We start from the raw sequence: 16,543 nt of genomic DNA, 5'->3' as shown, positions 1-16,543 counted from the left end.
TCTAACATGCATACGAGATTTGGGGAGGTGCGTTACCAGTGACGGCCGAGGTGGTCGAAGACCGAACCGAGCGCTCAGCCGCACCAGCCACGGCGCCGCGTGGCGCATGGCTGGTGTGGGGCGTGGGCGCTGCGTGCTACTTCGTGGCGTTGTTCCACCGGGCGAGCCTGGGGGTGGCCGCACCGGACGCGCTGGTGCGCTTCTCCGCGGGTCCTGCGGTGCTGGCACTGTTCACCGCGCTGCAGCTCGGGGTGTACCTGGTGCTGCAGGTGCCGTCGGGTCTGCTTGCCGACCGTCTCGGGCCGCGTCGAGTGATCACCGGCGGGGTGGTCGCGCTCGCGGTCGGGTCCGCCGTCTTCGCGATCAGCGGCTCGATCGTCGGCGGGATCGCCGGCCGGGTGCTCATCGGCATCGGCGACGCGTTCATGTTCACCAACGTGCTGCGGTTGGCCGCGCAGTGGTTCCCGGCCAACCGCTACGGGCGGATCGCGGCGCTGACCGGGTTGATCGGCGGGCTCGGCCAGGTGGTCTCCACAGTCCCGCTGACTTCGGCGTTGCACGGGCTGGGTTGGCTGACGACGTTCCTCGGTGCTGCGGGTTTGACCGCGGTGCTGGCGGTGGTGGCGGTCGCGGTTATCCGGGATCGGCCGCGTGGCCTGGTCGAGGAGGACGCCGCCAGGCACGAGCGGATCGCAGGCACGTTGCGCGCGGTCGTGGCCCAGCGCGGCACGCGGAACTCGTTCTTCGCGCACTTCGTGCTCATGGGCCAGTTCTTGACGGTGACCACGTTGTGGGGTGCGCCGTGGCTGACCTCGGCGCAGGGCTTTTCCGGCGGTGCGGCCGGACGTCTGCTGTTGCTGTGTGCGGTCGGGTTCATCGTCGGCTCGCTGGTGGCAGGGCAGTGGGTGGCCGGTCGTGATCAGCGCCGTGAGCGGTACACGCTGGCGGTGTCGCTGTTGGTGGCAGTCGCCTGGGCGCTGGTGATCGGGTGGCCCGGTGCGCTGCCGCTGCCGGTGTTGGTGTGCGTGCTGGCCGTGATGGGCTTCTGCGGTGGTGGGGCGATGCTCGCCTTCGACGGCGCGGGATCGGCCAACGCCGCGCATCGTTCGGGCGCTGCCTCCGGCGTGGTGAACATGGGCGGTTTCCTGGCCGCGGTGCTGACCCAGCTGGTGGTCGGCTGGGTGCTGGAGGCGGTCGGATCGCCTGCTGCGACGGCGTACCGCTGGGCGTTCGTGCCGGTGCTGGTGTTGTTGCTGTTGGGCGCTGCCGGGCAGTGGGTGTACCGCGGGCGGTTCGGCGCGATCTCCGGGCGTTGAACGCGCTGTCTCTGAGCTCGTTCTGCGTAGGCGGCCGCTCGCCGGGTTGCGGCGGAAGCGGCTGACACCGCTTGCAAAGCCGGCACCAGAGCCGTTCGTAGGTCCCGAGGCGGGCACTGACACCCCTGGGGCCGCCGGTGCCGGATAGGGTCGCTGGATCGGCCGGCATCGTCGCCCAGGGGGAGGTTTCGTGACCACGACGCTGGAACTGCAGAACTTCGTCGGCGGGGAGCGCGTCGGCACGGTTTCGGGTGCGACGTTGCCGCTGGTCGATCCGAGCTCGGGGGAGGAGTACGGCACTTCCCCGTTGACCCGCTGGACCGACGTCGACGAGGTGATGCGCACCGCTGGCGCGGCCGCGCGGAGCTGGACGCAGACCACGCCCGGGCAGCGGCAGCGGATGTTGCTGCGGATCGCGGAGGCCCTCGAGGAGCGGTCCGAGGAACTGGTGGTGGCCGAGTGCCGCAACACCGGCAAACCGTGGGCGGTGGTCCGCGAGCAGGAGTTGCCGCAGGCGATCGACCTGCTGCGGTTCTACGCGGCGGCCGCGCGGGTTCAGGAGGCCGGTGCGGCCGGGGAGTACGAGCCCGGGCACACCTCGTTCGCCAGGCGCGAGCCGATCGGGGTGTGCGCGCAGGTCACGTCGTGGACGCACCCGTTGCTGCTGGCGGTGGCGCGGATCGCTCCCGCGCTTGCTGCGGGTAACACGGTGGTGCTCAAGCCCGCCGAGACCACGCCGGTCAGCGCGTCGCTGCTGGCCGGGATTGCCGGGGAGGTGCTGCCGCCCGGCGTGTTGAACCTGATCTGCGGCGACCGCGACAGCGGCCGGGCGATGGTGGCCCACGAGGCGCCGGGGATGTTCTCGATCACCGGCACGGTCCGCTCCGGCATGGAGGTCGCGGCCTCCGCGGCCGCCGATCTCAAGCGCGCGCACCTGCAGCTGGGCGGCAAGGCCCCGGCGGTGGTGTTCGACGATGCCGATGTCGAGCGCGCGGCGCGGGGCATTGCGCGGGCCGCGTTCGGCGACGCGGGGCAGAGCTGCACCGCTGCGAGCCGGGTGCTGGCCGGGCCTGGTGTGCACGACGAGCTGGTGGCCGCGCTCGCGGAGCAGGCGGCCGCGTTGCGCCCGGGGCCGCCGCAGGACCTCGATGCCGCGTTCGGCCCGCTGAACAGTTCCGGACAGCTGGACCTGGTCGCCGAGCACGTCGAGCGGTTGCCGGAGCACGCCCGGGTGGTCGCAGGCGGCAGGCGCAAGGGCGGTCGCGGCTACTTCCACGAGGCCACCGTCGTGGCCGGGATGCAGCAGGAGGACGAGCTGGTGCAGCACGAGGTGCTGGGCCCGCTGCTGACGGTGCAGCGCTTCACCGATGAGGCCGAGGCGGTGGCGTTGGCCAACGGAGTGCGCTACGGGCTGGTCGCCAGCGTCTGGACGCGGGAGCACGCGCGGGCGATGCGGATGTCGCAGGCGTTGCAGGCGGGCACGGTGTGGATCAACGCGCACCGGCCGCTGGTCGCCGAGATGCCGCACAGCGGGTTCAAGCATTCCGCGTCGGCGCGCGATTTCGGCCGTTTCGGTCTGGAGGAGTACACCCGCATCAAGCACGTGATGTCCCAAGTGGACGAGTGAGGTCCGGGTCGCGGGCATTCCCCGTTCTGTCCGTGCCGCACCGACGCCGACACGTGGAAGTGCATTGCGGATGGTTCTGCTGGCGTCGCGGAATGGGCGCGGCGGGCTGTCGTGCGAGGCTTGCGGGCGGGTCGCGCGATGCGTGGTGGTGGCGATCGTTGCGGGCATGACTCCACCATGCCGCCGTCGAACGCGAGTTCGCATCACTGGATCGAGTGGATCTCGGTGCTCGTCAGCTCCGGTGCAGCGCGACCGACAGCAGGGCCGCCGCGGGGCCGGTGAGCCGCCGCCCGGCCTGCCAGACCGCGTGCAGCGGCCGCGTCAGATCCAGCCCGGTGACCGGTGCTTCCACGACCAGACCCGCGTCGAGGTCGGTGCCCACCGCCATCATGCTGAGCACGGCAGGCCCGGCTCCGGCCACCACGCTGTTGCGGACCGCGGTGGTCGAGTGCAGTTCCAGCAGCGGCTCGGCGGGTGTGACCGAGGCCGTCGCCAGTGCGCGGTCGAGCGTTTCGCGGGTGCCCGAGCCGGTCTCCCGGACGATCAGCGGCGTGCCCGCGAGCTCCGCGGCGTCCAGTGGCCGCCGCAGCCGCGCCCACGGGTGCGACGTCGGAACCACCACGGCCAGCCGGTCCTGGCTGAGGTAGCGCACCGAAACACCCTCGGGCACTTCGGGTGATTCGAGGAAACCGAGGTCGGCGCGCCCGTGCCGGACGGCGTCGGTGACCGCTGCGGAGTTGGCGCTGTCGAGTTCCATGCGCAGTCCGGTGAAGGCGTTGCGCAGTTCGCCGACCCAGCGCGGTGCGAGGTAGTCGGCGATGGTCATGCTCGCGGCGACCCGAAGCCGTTGCTCGTGCTTCGCGTGCAGGGTCCGCACGCCGGTCAGCAGCGCGTCGACGTCGGTGAGCACGTGCCGGGCCCATCCGGCGACGGTGGCTCCGGCGTGGGTGAGGGTGGCACCTCGTTTGGTGCGTTCCAGCAGGTGCAGGCCGAGGCCGCGTTCCAGGCCGCTGAGCCGTTTGCTCGCGGAAGGCTGGCTGATCCGCAATTCGGTGGCGGCGGCGCCGATGCTGCCGAGCTCGTCGACGAGCACCAGCAGCCGCAAGGACGGCAGGTCGGGTTCGGTCATGGTGCCTTCCTGGGTAGCACGGCGCCGAGTTCGCCTCGGTCATGCATTGCGGCTATGACGACCTCTCCTGCTCACGGCTACAGCTGGGGCGCCGCGGGCGCAAGGCTCGTGCCCATGCAGCTTGCGCGAGAAGATCGAACCGGCCGGCCCTGGCAGCAGTTGCTGCCGGGGCTGGCGTTGACCGCCGCGGCGACCGCGCTGTCCTGGATGCTGGCCTCGGCGGTGTCCTGGGTGAGTCCGCTGACCGCGGCGGTGGTGCTCGGTGTTCTGGTGGGGAACGTTCCGGTGCCTGCGTCGGTGCGTCCCGGTCTGCGCTGGGCTACGCGGGTTCTGCTGCGGGTGGGTGTGGTCCTGCTGGGCGTGCAGCTCGCGGTCGGTCAAGTGCTGCACCTGGGGGCGGCGACCTTGGTCGTTGTGGTGGTGGCCGTGGTCGTCACCTACGTGGGAACGGTGGCGTTCGGTCGGCTGCTCGGGGTCTCGCGCGGATTGTCGGTGCTGGTGGCGACCGGGTTTTCGATCTGCGGCGCTTCGGCGATCATGGCTGTGGAAGGAGTCGTGGACCGCGACGACGAGGACGTTGCCACCAGCGTCGCGATGGTGACCGTGTTCGGTGCGGCCGCGATGGCGCTGTTGCCGTCACTGGCGGCGATGCTCGGGTGGGCCCCGGCCGAGTACGGCCGGATCGCCGGCGGCAGCGTGCACGAGGTCGCGCAGGTCGTGGCCGCGGCGTCGCCGGTGGGCACGGCTGCGGTCGCGGTGGCGGTGGTGGTCAAGCTCAGCCGGGTGGTGCTGCTGGCGCCGCTGGTGGCGTTGCTGAGCCAGACCCGGCGAATCCGCGCCCGATCGGGCGAGCGCCCGCCGGTGCTGCCGTGGTTCGTGACCGGATTCCTGCTCGCGATGCTGGTGCGCAGCACCGGCCTGCTGCCCGCCGCTGCGCTCGCGGGAGCGCAGCAGGTCACGACCGTGTTGATGGCCGGTTCGCTGTTCGCGCTCGGCACTTCGATGCGGCTGGCCGCGCTGGCGCGCACCGGCCCGAAGGCGCTGGTGCTGGGCGCGGCCTCGACCGCACTGATCACCGGCGTGACCATCGCCGGGGTGTTGGTGACGGCCTGAGCTCAGCGTCGCGGGCGGCTCCACGGCCGGGCCTGCTCGAACGCCCGCGACGCGCGCAGCACGCGGGCGTCGCCGTGCCGCGGGCCGACGATCTGCAGCCCGATCGGCAGCCCGTGCGAGGTGAACCCGCACGGCACGCTCGAAGCCGGTTGCTGGGTCATGTTGAACGGGTAGGTGAACGGCGTCCACCCGGTCCAGCGCGGCGAGTCCGAACCTGCCGGTGCCTCCAGCCCGGCCTCGAACGGCGGGATTCCGACCGTGGGGGTCAGCAGCAGGTCGTAGGTCTCGTGGAAGGCGCCCATGCGCTGGCCGAGGGCCATGCGCGTGTTGGTGGCTTCCAGGTAGTCCTGGGCGGAGTAGGTGAGCCCTTGTTCGACGATCTCCCGCAGTCCGGGGTCGAGCAGCTGCCGCTGCCGCTCGTCGAGGTGCTCGACGGACTTGGCCGCACCGGCGAACCACAGCACGTGGAAGTCGGCGACCGGGTCGCTGAAGCCGGGGTCGGCACGTTCGACGGTGGCGCCGAGTTCGGTGAACACCTCGGCGGCCCGCGCGACCGCTTCGGCCACCTCCGGGTCGGCGTGGGCGAACCCCAGATCGGGGCTGAAAGCGATCCGCAGTCCCCGCACGCCGTCGTCGAGCCCGTCGAGGAACGACCCGGCCGGCTGCGCCAGCGCGGACCAGTCGCGGCTGTCCGGCCCGGTCAGCACGTCGAGCATCAGCGCGGTCTCGGTGACGGTGGTGGTCATCGGCCCGGCGTGCGCCAGGGTTCCGAACGGGCTGGCCGGGTAGTGCGGGATGAGCCCGTAGGTGGGTTTGATCGTGAAGATGCCGCAGAACGCCGCCGGGATGCGCACCGAGCCGCCGCCGTCGGTGCCGATCGCCAGCGGCGCCATGCCCAGCGCGACCGCCGCGGCCGCGCCGCCGCTGGAACCTCCCGGCGTGCGCGCGGTGTTCCACGGATTGCGGGTGATGCCGCTCAAGGTGTTGTCGGTGACGCCTTTCCAGGCCAGTTCGGGCGTGGTGGTCTTGCCGACGAACACCGCGTTGTGCTCGCGCAGCCGCGCGACGGTGGGCGCGTCGACGGTCCAGCTCTGCGCGGGCTCGACGGTGCGGGAGCCGCGCAGCGTGGGCCAGTCCTTGGTCAGGAAGATGTCCTTGATCGAGGTGGGCACGCCGTCGAGTGCGCCGTCGGGTTCGCCGCGTGCCCAGCGGGCTTCGGAGGCGCGGGCCTGCTGCAGCGCGCGCTCGCGGTCGACGAGGCAGAAGGCGTTGACGGCCTGGTCGGCTTCGGCGATGCGGGCCAGGGTGGCTTCGGTCGCTTCGACGGGGGACAGCTCGCCGGTGTGGAAGCGGGCGAGTAGCTCGGTGGCGGTCAGATCGGCCGCGGAAACCGGGGTGGCGGTTGTCGCTGCTGCCGCTGCTTCGGGGGTCGAGGTCATCGATCGCGCTCCGTTCCGCTGGTCTGGCCGCCGGCATCGCCGGGGCCGCTGACATAACCGCGTTGCTTGTCCACCACGTTGCGCAGCGGGCCACCTGCGGCGTAGCTGCGCAGGTTCTCCCGGAACAGCTGCACGAGTTCCTCGGTCCAGCCGGCGGTGTCACCGGACATGTGCGGTGAGACCAGCACGTTCGGCATCTCCCACAGCGGCGAGTCCTGCGGCAGCGGTTCGGTGTCGAACACGTCGAGCGCGGCGCCACCGAGTCGGCCTGCTTCGAGCGCTTCGACGAGGTCGGGTTGCACGACGAGTTCGCCGCGGCCGACGTTGATCAGCCGCGCGGTGGGTTTGCACCGGGCGAGGGCGTCGGCGTCGATGAGCCCGTGGGTCTGCTCGGTCAGCGGCGCGGCCAGCACCAGGTAGTCGACGTCGCCGAGGGCGAGGTCGGCGGAGGCTTGCACGGTGCCGAAGTCGGGGTCGTCGTCGCGGGCCACGCGGCCCGCTCCGGACACGCGCAGCCCCGCGGCGGAGAGCTGGGTGGCGATGGCGCGGCCGATCGGCCCGGTGCCCACGATCAGCGCGTGCTTGCCCGCGATGCGTTCGGTTTCGCGGTGCCGCCATTGCTTGCGGTCTTGCAGCCGGACGCTGGTGTGCAGGTCTTTGGCGAACGACAGCACGGCGGCCAGCACGTATTCGGCCATCGGCTGGTCGAACACGCCGCGGGAGTTGGTCACCGCGACCCCGGACTCCAGCAGCTGCGGGAACAGCAGCCGGTCCACTCCGGCACTGGCGGCGTGCACCCAGCGCAGCGCGTCGGCGCGGGCGAAGGATTCGGCGACCGCGTCGGAGCGGAAGTCCCACACGAACAGCACATCGGCACCCGGCAGGGCGGCGGGCAGTTCGGGTTCGGTGGCGTAGCGGACCGCGGCGATCTGTTCGATCCGGTCCATCACCGGGGGCGGGGTGCCCCCGTGCAGTACGACGACGGTCGGCGGGTGCTGGGTCATGAGCTGCCTTCGGAGTGGGCGGGGAGTGGGCGGCGCGTCGTCGCAGGCCGGGCCGTGCGGTACCGGGGATTGACACGCTAGAAAGCACTCGTAGGATTGTCAACAATCCGCAGGTACCCCGCCGGGCGGCGCCCGGCTGCGGTGGCACGTCTCCGGCCCGATGCAGGGCACGGCGTGGTCCCCATCGGCGGTGAGCCGAGTCAGGTGGGCGCGAGCCGAGACATGCGGAGACCCATGCACTCGCACCCTCACCGAAACGGAATTTCACCGATGCCCAGGTACCTGTCGATCACGCTGGAAAAGCGTGGCGTGTCCTGCGTCGCGGAGCTGCTGGACAAGGACGCACCCCGCACCTGCGAGGCCGTGTGGCAGGCGTTGCCGCAGGCCGGGCCGGTGCACCACGCGAAGTACGCGCGCAACGAGATCTACACGATGGTCCCGCGCTTCGCCGAGCGGGAGCCGGGCCAGGAGAACCCGACGGTCACGCCGATCCCTGGTGACCTGGTGTACTTCTCCTTCGACAGCGGGATGCTCGACCGCGAGTTCAAGCAGGAGAAGGACATCGACGAGCTGCCCGGCGTGATCGACCTGGCGATCTTCTACGGCCGCAACAACCTGCTGCTCAACGGCGATGTCGGCTGGGTGCCGGGCAACGTCTACGGCGCCATCGTGGAGAACCTGGGGCCGTTCGCGGAGGCGTGCAACGACGTGTGGCGTTCGGGCAGCGTCGGCGAGCGCCTGCGCTACGAACGCCACTCGGGCTGAGGCGGGCCGCCGCATGCCGGACGACTTCCTCGGGGCGGTGTCCGGTCCGGCGCCGCAGCGCGGTGTGGGCGTGGTCGCCCCGTTCGACCTGGCGATGGACCGCGAGCTGTGGCGATGGGTGCCGGACGAGGTCACGTTGTACCTGACCCGCACGGCGTTCGTGCCGGTGCCGATGACGGTGGAGATGGCCTCGCTGATCTCCGACGAGGCCGCGGTTCACTCGGCCACCCGCGACCTGCTCTCACCGGAGCCGGAGGTGGTGGCCTACGCGTGCGCTTCGGGCAGTTTCGTCGACGGCGCGGCCGGCGAGCGCAACCTGGTCACGGTGATGCGCGAGGCCGGTGCGCCCGCCGCGGTGACCACCTCCGGTGCGCTGGTGCAGGCGCTGCACGCGCTGGGCACGCGGCGCATCGCGATCGCCACGCCGTACGTGGAGAACGTGACCGAGCGGCTGGTGGGCTTCCTCGGCGAGCACGACATCGAAGTGGTCACCAGCGTGGGCCTGGGGTTGCTCGGTCAGATCTGGAAGGTCAACTACCGCCAGGTGGTCGACATCGTGCGCTCGGCGGATCGCCCGGAGGCCGATGCGATGTTCATCAGCTGCACGAACCTGCCGACCTACGACATCATCGGGCCGCTGGAGCAGGAACTGGGCAAGCCGGTGCTCACGGCCAACCAGGTCACGATGTGGGGCGCGTTGCACGCGATCGGGATGCCCGCGGTCGCGCCGCAGCAGCGCCTGGTGCAGGCCCTGGACGAGTCCGCGGCCTGAAACCGGTTACGAAAGCATTTCCGCTATTGGGAGCGGCATCGGACCGTGCGGTAACATTGTCGACAATCGACCGCAGGTCCGGTGCCGTTTCGGTGGGGACGGTGCTCGCCATCCCCACCGGACGAATCAAGGAGGGAGCTGCCGGTGCCGATCACCGCAGGGATTCTCTACCCCGGATACAGCGCCGAAGACGACTACCCCGCACTGGAGCGGATCTTCGGTGACCAGGTCCGGTTGCCGCTGGTGCACACGCTGATGCGGGAGGACGCTCACCGGGTGGACGCGCTGCTGGACGTCGGTTCGTCCGAGGTGCTCGCCGACGGAGCCCGGGAGCTGCTGGCGCACGGGGTGGACGCGGTCATCTGGGCCTGCACCAGCGGCAGTTTCGTCTTCGGCTGGGACGGTGCGCGCGACCAGGTCGAGAAGCTGCAGGCCGTGACCGGCTTGCCGACCTCCAGCACCTCGTTCGCGTTCGTGCACGCCGCGGCGCGGCTCGGGCTCGGCAGGGTGGCGGTCGCGGCGACCTACCCGTCGGAGGTGGCCGACCGGTTCGCCGACTTCCTGGCGCACGGCGGCGTCGAGGTGACCCGGCTGTCCAGCCGCGGCATCGTCACCGCCGCCGAGGTGGGCACGCTGGGCCGCGAGCAGGTGCTGGAGTTCGCCGCGGCCAACGACGACCCGACGGCGCAGGCGCTGCTGATGCCGGACACCGCGCTGCACACCGCGGCGTGGCTGGACGAGCTCGAGCAGCGCATCGGCAAACCGGTGCTGACCGCCAACCAGGTCAGCGCGTGGGAGGTCTTGCGGTTGGCCGGGGACAAGGGACCACACGAGGGCCTGGGCACCCTGTTCCGGCAGTCCGGGACGACGGCGCAGCAGTGGGGAGCCGGCCCGGTTTCGAGCTGATGCGAGGAGATGATGTGAGGTGCTCGGTGTCGACGAGCAGAACCAGCACGGCGAGTTAGAGCCGGTGCAGCGCAAATCCACTGCCGCGATCGTGGCCGACCAGCTGCGCTCGGCGATCATGTACGGCTCGCTGCCGCCGGGCACGCAGATGGGCGAAGCGGAGCTGTCCTCGCGGCTGGGCGTGAGCCGCGGCCCGCTGCGCGAGGCGATGCAGCGCTTGGTGCAGGAAGGTCTGCTGCACAGCGAGCCGCACCGGGGATTGTTCGTCACGACGTTGGACGCCGACGACGTGGCCGACATCTACCTGGGGCGGCTGGCCGTGGAGCGGGCGGCCTGCGAGCGGATCATCCGCAAGCACCGGGTGGAGGCGGTCGCGGAGCTGACCGCGGCGCAGGCGCGGATCGTCTCGGCCGCCGGGCGCGGCGACGCGATCGAGCTCAGCGACGCCGACCAGGAGTTCCACGAGACGCTGGTGCGCGTGTCCGGCAGCCCGCGGCTGCAGCGGATGGCGCAGACGCTGCTGGTGGAAAAGCGGATGTGCCTGACCGCGCTGCAGGACAAGTACACCGCCGACGCCCAGACCCTGGTCGACGAGCACAAGGGGCTCGTCGACGCGATCGAGGACGGGGACGAGGTGCTGCTGCTGCAGCGGCTGGAGGCGCACATGAACGACGCGCTGGAACGCCTCAACGCCTACACCCCGCACCTGTCCGACGCCGCGCACTGATCCCGCGCGGCCAGGGCCCGACGAGCGGTCGCCGCCCGTCGGCGACCGCTGGCCGCGCGCGGTCGGTCAGTGCTGGTGCGCGACCGGCTCGGGCAGTCCCTTGTCGGCGCGCACGGCGCGGCCGGTGACCTCGACGGCCTTGAGCGCGTCCACGACCTCGGTGACGGTGACCGGGAACGGCAGGTTGTGGATCGTCTCGGCCGGGTCGGTGGCGGCTTCCGCGACGGTGCGCAGCACCGAGTCCTCCGCACCCGCCAGGCCGACCTCGGTCAGCGTCGTCGGCAGGCCCACCCGGGTGGTGAACTCGACGAAGTCGTTGATCTCCGCGGTCGGGCGGCCTTCCAGGATCAGCTGGGTGATCGAGCCGATGTTGACCTTCTGGCCGTGCGCGAGGCCGTGGGTGTGCTCGACGGCGGTGAGCCCGTCGTGCACCGCGTGCGCCGCGGCCAGCCCGCCGGATTCGAACCCGAGCCCGGACAGCAGCGTGTTGGCTTCCACGACCGCCTCCACGGCCGGGGTGACGAGGTTGCTCTGCACCGCGTGCACCGCGGGCAGCGCCGATTCCCACAAGATGTCCCAGGACAGCTTCGCCAGTGCCCGCCCGGCGCCGGTGGCCTGCCCACCGGCCATCGTCGCGGCGTTGGACTGCTCGACCGCGCGCGCCTCGATCCAGGTGGCCAGCGCGTCGCCGATGCCTGCGACGAGGAACCGCGCTGGGGCGTTCGCGGCCAGCTGGGTGTCGACCAGCACCAGCGCGGGGTTGCGGTCGTAGAAGCGGTAGGCCTCGAATGCGCCCTCGGCGGTGTAGACGACCGACAGCGCCGAGCACGGAGCGTCGGTGGAGGCGACCGTGGGCACGCTGACCGTGGGCAGGCCGGTGTCGTCGCCCGCGGCCTTGGCGGTGTCGATCGGTGCGCCGCCGCCGACCCCGACGATCACGTCGGCGCCCTGCTCGTGCAGCACCTCGGCAACGCGGCGGCTCTCCGCGGCGGTGGGCACACCGTTGAAGCGCTCGAAGACCACCGGCAGCCCGGCCTCGCCGAAGGACTTGGTGATCGTGGTCTCGGTCAGCTCGCGGACGATGTCATCGGCCAGCACCACGGGCCGCTTGCCGAGCTTGGCCACGTTGGCTCCCAGCGATTGCAGTGCGCCGCGGCCTTGCACGTAGCGGCCGGGGGAGATCATCGTGCGCAGCGCCGCCGGTGTCTCGGTCATCGGATCGTCCCTCCTGCGTGGACGCCCCGGGCGGGACCGCGGGGTCCATCGCGGGGCGGGTGCGCGCCGGGCGGCGGACGAGCCGTCGCGGCCGGGCGCACCTGTATCGGTTGACCCGTCAATTTTGATCGCGCACGCCCATTCGGAGCAATCAGGACTCCACATGCTGACAACGACGGTTGCGCGCACCGCCGTTCGGCCCACACGACGGTGCCCCGCACGTCGCAACGTGCGGGGCACCGGTTTCTGCGCGGAAAGCGGCGGTCACAGACCGCCGATGGCGATGTATTTGGTCTCCAGGAACTCGTCGATGCCGACCTTGCCGCCTTCGCGGCCCAGCCCGGACGCCTTGACCCCGCCGAACGGCGCCGCCGGGTTGCTGACCATGCCCTGGTTGAGCCCGACCATGCCGGTCTCCAGCTGCTCCGACACGCGCAGCGCGCGCTGGATGTCGCGGGTGTAGAGGTAGGCGACCAGGCCGTACTCGGTGTTGTTGGCCTCGCGCAGCGCGGTCTGCTCGTCGGTGAAGGTGCTGATCGGCGCGACCGGGCCGAAGATCTCCTCGGAGGTCATCCGCGCCTGCAACGGCACGTTCTTGAGCACCGTGGGCTGGTAGAAGTAGCCCTCGCCGTCGCCGCGGGAGGCGCCGAGCTCGACCTGCGCACCGCGGCCGACCGCGTCGCTGACCAGCTCGTCGACCTTGTCCAGCTGGGCGGAGTCGATCAGCGGGCCGACCTCGACGTCGTCGGTGACCCCGCGCCCGATCCGCAGCGCGGCCATCCGGTCGGTGAGCTTGCGGGCGAACTCGTCGGCGACGTCGGCGTGCACGTAGAACCGGTTGGCCGCGGTGCACGCCTCGCCGATGTTGCGCATCTTCGCCAGCATCGCCCCGTCGACCGCCGCGTCGATGTCGGCGTCGTCGAACACCAGGAACGGGGCGTTGCCGCCGAGTTCCATGGACACCTTCAGCACCTGCTCGGCGGACTGCTCGATGAGCTTGCGGCCCACCGAGGTGGAGCCGGTGAACGAGAGCTTGCGGGCGCGGCCGTCGCGGATCATCGGCTCCATCACCGAGCCGGCGCCGCGGGCGGTGACCACGTTGAGCACGCCCTCGGGCAGCCCGGCCTCGTTGAGGATGTCGGCCAGCGCCAGCATCGACAGCGGCGTCTGGTGCGCGGGTTTGATCACCGAGGTGCAGCCGGCCGCGATCGCCGGGCCGATCTTGCGGGTGCCCATCGCCATCGGGAAGTTCCACGGGGTGATCAGCAGCGCCGGGCCGACCGGCTGGCGGGTGACCAGGAACCGGCCCTTGCCGTTCGGGGCCACCGCGTAGTCGCCGTCGATGCGCACGGCCTCTTCGGCGAACCAGCGGAAGAACTCCGCGGCGTAGGTGATCTCGGCGCGGGACTCGATCAGCGGCTTGCCCATCTCCAGGGTCATCAGCAGCGAGAGGTCCTCGTGCCGCTCGGTGATCAGTTCCCACGCGCGGCGCAGGATCTCGCCGCGTTCGCGCGGCGGGTGGGCGGCCCAGCCGGACTGGGCGTCGTGCGCGGCCGCGAGCGCGGCCAGCCCGTCCTCGGGGGTGGCGTCGGCGACCGAGCACAGCGCCCGGCCGGTGGAGGGATCTTCGACCTCGTAGCTGCGGTCACCGCTGGCCCCGCGCCACTTGCCGCCGATGAGCAGCTGTTTCGGAGCGGCCTCGACGACGCGGGCCTCTCGGGTCTCGGTGCTGGCAGGCGTGCTGCTGGTGGTGCTCATCGCTTCAGCGGACCTTCCATTTCGGCGGGTGGACAGGACGCAGCCGTGATGGTTGCATGTCGAGCTAGATTGTCAACAATCCTACAGTCGGGACATCACAGCCGACACGACAGCTTTGGAGTCGATCATGGCTGAGCTCTCGCCGGTGTTGCAGCAGGCGACACCCGTGCTGGCCGCCCGCGGGGAGGGCGTCTACCTCTACGACGAGGACGACCGCCGCTACCTCGACTTCACCGCGGGGATCGGGGTGACCAGCACCGGGCACTGCCACCCGCGCGTGGTGGAAGCTGCGCAGCGCCAGGTGGGAACCCTGATCCACGGCCAGTACACGACAGTCATGCATCGGCCGCTACTCCAGCTGACCGAGCGGCTCGGCGAGGTGCTGCCCGCCGGGCTGGACCGGATGTTCTACCTCAACTCCGGCAGCGAGGCCGTCGAAGCCTCGGTGCGGCTGGCCCGGCAGGCCACCGGGCGGCAGAACATCATCGCCTTCGAAGGCGGCTTCCACGGCCGCACCATGGGCGCGGGCTCGCTGACCAGCTCCGGGGTGAAGGTGCGCGCCGGGATCGGCCCGATGATGCCGGGCGTGGCGTTCACCCCGTTCCCGGAGACCTACCGGCACGGCTGGTCCGAGTCGGAGGCGGTGGCCTTCGCGCTGCGCGAGCTGGACCAGCTGCTGGTCACCGTGACCTCCCCGAAGGACACCGCCGCGATCATCATCGAGCCGGTGCTCGGCGAAGGCGGTTACATCCCGGCGCCCGCGGAATTCCTCGAAGGGCTGCGCGAACGCGCCGACCGGCACGGGATCCTGCTGATCGCCGACGAGGTGCAGACCGGGGTGGGCCGCACCGGGAAGTTCTGGGGACACCAGCACTCCACCATCGAACCCGACATCCTGATCACCGCCAAGGGGTTGGCCAGCGGCTTCCCGCTGTCGGGCATCGCGGCCTCCGCGGAGCTGATGAGCAAGGCGTGGCCGGGTTCGCAGGGCGGCACCTACGGCGGCAACGCGGTGGCCGCGGCCGCGGCGATCGCCACCCTCGACGTGGTGCGCGAGAACGACCTCGTCGGCAACGCCGCCGAGCAGGGCGCCCGGTTGCAGGAAGGGCTGCGCAAGGTCGCCGCCGAGCACCCGGTGATCGGCGAGGTGCGCGGGCGCGGGCTCATGGTCGGCAACGAGTTCACCACCTCCGACGGGGCCCCGGACACCGCGACCGCCACGCGGGCGCACGCCGCCGCGGCCGAGCGCGGGCTGCTGTTGCTGACCTGCGGCCCGCGCGGCAACGTCGTGCGGATGATCCCGCCGCTGATCGTCAACTCCGAACAGGTCGACGAGGCGGTGCGACTGTGGTCGGAGGCGGTCTCGGCGGCGGTTTCCGGCTGAACGGACCGGTTGCGAACGGGGTGCGGCAGTCTCGCCGCACCCCGTTTTCGCGTCCCGGTGCCGCTGTTGGAGCGGGAAAACCCGACCATCGGCTCGCCGCCGTGCGTGTCGGCTCGGTAACTGCGCCGGTGCGCAGCAGAGTGGTTTCCATACCGTTCCGATAGCGGTGTGCCACGCCCGTGCGGGCTTCTGGGATGCTGCACGGCGAAGGTCGGCACCGAGCGTGCCGGTGAGTCGACTCCGCAGGTGTGAAGGTCATGAGTGATTGGTCGGCGAATCCAGGCCGGCGGCCGCAGCAAGGCGGTTACGACTACTACCGGGGTGCCCGCAACCGGCAGGGCGGTGCCGCGCCTCCGCAGCCGCCGCGGCCTCCCGAAGGCGGGCGTCCGGCCGGTCCGCCACCGCCGCGGCGCAAACGGGCGAACTGGCCCCGGCGCATCGGCATCACGCTGCTGGTGCTGGTGCTGATCGTGGTCGGCTTCGGCATCTACGTCGACAGCGTGCTGCAGCGCACGCCCGCGCTGGACTATCCGAACCGGATCGCCGACACGCCCGGCACGAACTGGCTGCTGGTGGGCTCGGACAGCCGCGAAGGGCTCGACGAATCGCAGCGCGAGGAACTCTCGGCCGGTGACGCGGCCGGGCGCCGCACCGACTCGATGATGCTGGTGCACATCCCCTCCGGCGGCGGCAAACCGGCGCTGATCAGCCTGCCCCGCGACTCCTACGTGTCGATCCCCGGGCACGGCAAGGACAAGCTCAACGCCGCGTTCTCCGAGGGCGGGCCGAAGCTGCTGGCCCAGACCGTGGAGACGGCCACCGACGTGCACATCGACCACTACGCCGAGATCGGTTTCGGCGGGTTCTCCGAGCTGGTCGACGCCGTCGGCGGGGTCGACATGAACCTGGAAAAGCCGATGGACGACGAGAAGGCCAACGCGCACCTTCCCGCCGGGCCGCAGGAACTCAACGGTGCGCAGGCGCTGGCGTTCGTGCGGGCCCGCTACTCGCTGTCCGGTGGTGACCTGGAACGCGCGGAGAACCAGCGCAAGCTGCTCGGCGCGCTGGTGGACAAGGCGATGGGGCCGGGCACGCTGCTCAACCCGTTCCGGTTGGTGCCGCTGGCCAACGCCGCGGGCACCACGTTCCTGCTCGACGAGGGCGGCCACGTCTGGCACCTGTTCTGGCTGACCAAGGCACTCGGCGACGTCAGCAGCGGTGAGGGCATCACCACGAGCGTGCCCTTCGGTGACTTCGGCAGGTCCTCCAGCGGCCAGTCGGTGATCAAGTGGGACTCCGAGGACGCCTCGCGGATGTTCGAGGCCATCGCCAAGAGCGAACCGATCCCGCCGGACCTCATCGAGAAGTGAGCCGAACATGCGACGGGG

General features: G+C 71.2%; 14 protein-coding genes. 9 read left to right on the top strand and 5 right to left on the bottom strand.

Going from position 1 to position 16,543, the window contains the following annotated elements:
- Positions 1-38: 38 nt before the first annotated feature.
- Both INP57_RS23670 and INP57_RS23665 read left to right on the top strand, forming a co-directional pair.
- The gene (locus tag INP57_RS23670) at positions 39-1,316 is read left to right on the top strand and encodes an MFS transporter (protein WP_200072523.1); all 1,278 of its coding nucleotides are present in this window, start codon (positions 39-41) and stop codon (positions 1,314-1,316) included.
- 190 nt (positions 1,317-1,506) lie between these two features.
- Complete coding sequence (locus INP57_RS23665; RefSeq protein WP_200072522.1) at positions 1,507-2,943, top strand: aldehyde dehydrogenase family protein; 1,437 nt, start codon at positions 1,507-1,509, stop codon at positions 2,941-2,943.
- A gap of 232 nt (positions 2,944-3,175) precedes the next feature.
- Here the strand turns inward: INP57_RS23665 and INP57_RS23660 are convergent, their stop codons facing one another.
- On the bottom strand, positions 3,176-4,072 hold the full coding sequence (locus tag INP57_RS23660) for a LysR family transcriptional regulator (RefSeq protein WP_200072521.1): 897 nt from the start codon (positions 4,070-4,072) through the stop codon (positions 3,176-3,178).
- Between the two features lie 114 nt (positions 4,073-4,186).
- Here INP57_RS23660 and INP57_RS23655 point away from each other — a divergent pair, with 114 nt between their 5' ends.
- Complete coding sequence (locus INP57_RS23655; protein WP_200072520.1) at positions 4,187-5,185, top strand: YeiH family protein; 999 nt, start codon at positions 4,187-4,189, stop codon at positions 5,183-5,185.
- A gap of 2 nt (positions 5,186-5,187) precedes the next feature.
- On the opposite strand, the gene INP57_RS23650 is transcribed toward INP57_RS23655, so the two are convergent.
- Positions 5,188-6,624, bottom strand: a complete 1,437-nt coding sequence (locus INP57_RS23650; protein WP_200072519.1) for an amidase — start codon at positions 6,622-6,624, stop codon at positions 5,188-5,190.
- Positions 6,621-7,628: a D-2-hydroxyacid dehydrogenase gene (locus tag INP57_RS23645; RefSeq protein ID WP_200072518.1), complete on the bottom strand. Its 1,008-nt coding sequence runs from the start codon at positions 7,626-7,628 to the stop codon at positions 6,621-6,623. The genes INP57_RS23650 and INP57_RS23645 overlap by 4 nt, the downstream gene beginning before the upstream one ends.
- 270 nt (positions 7,629-7,898) lie before the next feature.
- On the opposite strand from INP57_RS23645, the gene INP57_RS23640 reads away from it, so the two are divergent.
- The 4 genes from INP57_RS23640 (at position 7,899) to INP57_RS23625 (ending at position 10,798) form a co-directional block, all read left to right on the top strand.
- A complete protein-coding gene (locus INP57_RS23640; RefSeq protein ID WP_200072517.1) occupies positions 7,899-8,393 on the top strand; it encodes a DUF3830 family protein in 495 nt (164 codons plus the stop codon).
- A gap of 13 nt (positions 8,394-8,406) precedes the next feature.
- Complete coding sequence (locus INP57_RS23635) at positions 8,407-9,165, top strand: maleate cis-trans isomerase family protein (protein WP_200072516.1); 759 nt, start codon at positions 8,407-8,409, stop codon at positions 9,163-9,165.
- Positions 9,166-9,309: 144 nt separating this feature from the next.
- Entirely contained in the window at positions 9,310-10,071 is a 762-nt protein-coding gene (locus INP57_RS23630) for a maleate cis-trans isomerase family protein (RefSeq protein WP_200072515.1), read from the top strand.
- A gap of 19 nt (positions 10,072-10,090) precedes the next feature.
- Positions 10,091-10,798: a GntR family transcriptional regulator gene (locus tag INP57_RS23625; protein ID WP_307850244.1), complete on the top strand. Its 708-nt coding sequence runs from the start codon at positions 10,091-10,093 to the stop codon at positions 10,796-10,798.
- Between the two features lie 66 nt (positions 10,799-10,864).
- Here the strand turns inward: INP57_RS23625 and INP57_RS23620 are convergent, their stop codons facing one another.
- Positions 10,865-12,013: a glycerol dehydrogenase gene (locus INP57_RS23620; protein WP_200072514.1), complete on the bottom strand. Its 1,149-nt coding sequence runs from the start codon at positions 12,011-12,013 to the stop codon at positions 10,865-10,867.
- Between the two features lie 264 nt (positions 12,014-12,277).
- On the bottom strand, positions 12,278-13,771 hold the full coding sequence (locus INP57_RS23615; RefSeq protein WP_200072513.1) for an NAD-dependent succinate-semialdehyde dehydrogenase: 1,494 nt from the start codon (positions 13,769-13,771) through the stop codon (positions 12,278-12,280).
- A 127-nt stretch (positions 13,772-13,898) separates the two neighbouring features.
- On the opposite strand from INP57_RS23615, the gene INP57_RS23610 reads away from it, so the two are divergent.
- Positions 13,899-15,155, top strand: a complete 1,257-nt coding sequence (locus INP57_RS23610) for an aspartate aminotransferase family protein (RefSeq protein ID WP_200072512.1) — start codon at positions 13,899-13,901, stop codon at positions 15,153-15,155.
- Positions 15,156-15,412: 257 nt separating this feature from the next.
- Positions 15,413-16,525: an LCP family protein gene (locus INP57_RS23605; protein WP_200072511.1), complete on the top strand. Its 1,113-nt coding sequence runs from the start codon at positions 15,413-15,415 to the stop codon at positions 16,523-16,525.
- Positions 16,526-16,543: the final 18 nt, after the last annotated feature.

Source organism: Saccharopolyspora galaxeae, from assembly GCF_016526145.1.
Classification (GTDB): Bacteria; Actinomycetota; Actinomycetes; order Mycobacteriales; family Pseudonocardiaceae; genus Saccharopolyspora_C; species Saccharopolyspora_C galaxeae.
Note: the sequence above shows the minus strand (reverse complement) of the source record. Positions and strands in the feature narration are given on the sequence as shown.